The organism is Pseudomonas sp. P5_A2_2 (assembly GCF_054177685.1).
The window spans coordinates 1-1,003 of the sequence record NZ_JBGCUL010001360.1; the positions used below are offsets into that span (position 1 = coordinate 1).

The window sequence follows — 1,003 nt, forward strand, 5'->3', positions numbered from 1 at the left end:
GCATCCGCATGTGACGGCGGTCCGCAGTTCCGGACCGCCGCGCACAGGCCAGCGCACCACTGCCCTGTCCGATCTACGCACCGGTACATGGCCCCAGTCAGTGCCTCGCCTAACCCCATTACAAGCCCTCACAAATCACCAATGAACGACCGTACTCCTTTCGCTCGCACTTTTCGAAGAGCACTACTGTCCCAATTTGTTGCAGCCGCTTCTATCCTCGTCGCCGCCTGCGGTGGAGGTGGTGGCAGCACTGCCGACGCCGTCGACCCCTCAGGCGCCACCTTACCCGCGACGTCGCCTACTTCAACTCCGCAGGCATGGACCGTGTGCGCGCAGGAATACGGCACCTGCACATTCGACGGCACCCGCGAAGTCAAGTACGGCACGCCGGCCAGTTCGGTCGTGAAGTCGTTCGCCAACTCGGTGGACTGCAACAACGCCAACTTCGGGGACCCGGCTCCGGGAGAGACCAAGGCCTGCTGGAATGACGGCGGCGCAAGCACAACCACAACCACGACCACGCCAACGACATCCCCGACCGCTTCCGGTCCCACGACCTCGGCCACCTTCACCAGCACTACCGCCGACTTCCCCAATCCCGAGCGCGGCTTTTTCGTCWCGCCCAAGGACAGCGAGATGACCACCTCGAYGCTGTCGAGCTTYGTCAATGACTGGAACACCCGCCTGTTCCTCTACCGCATCCCGCTGGACAACTACCGTTCCAGCGCCTTGCCGCAGTCCTTCCTCGACACGCTGAACGCGCGCTTCGCCGCGGGTCGCGCCGCAGGCGTGAAGTTCATCGTGCAAGCGTCCTACAACTCCGACTCGTCCGGCACTGACGCCCCGCTCAGCCTGGTGCTTCAGCACATCTCCCAGCTCAAGCCGGTGCTGGCCCAGAACGCCGACGTGATCCCCTTCATGAAGGCCGGCTTCATCGGGGCCTACGGCGAGTGGTGGGGCAGCTCGAACGGGCTGGACACCAGCGATACAAGTCGGGCGGCCA

1 protein-coding gene is annotated in these 1,003 nt (G+C 64.2%); it reads left to right on the forward strand.

The features are described 5' to 3' along the window. Positions 1 to 324: 324 nt before the first annotated feature. Positions 325 to 1,003, forward strand: a 679-nt coding sequence (locus ACXRVY_RS31430; protein WP_458239269.1) for a DUF4874 domain-containing protein, incomplete at its 3' end; no start/stop codon positions are given.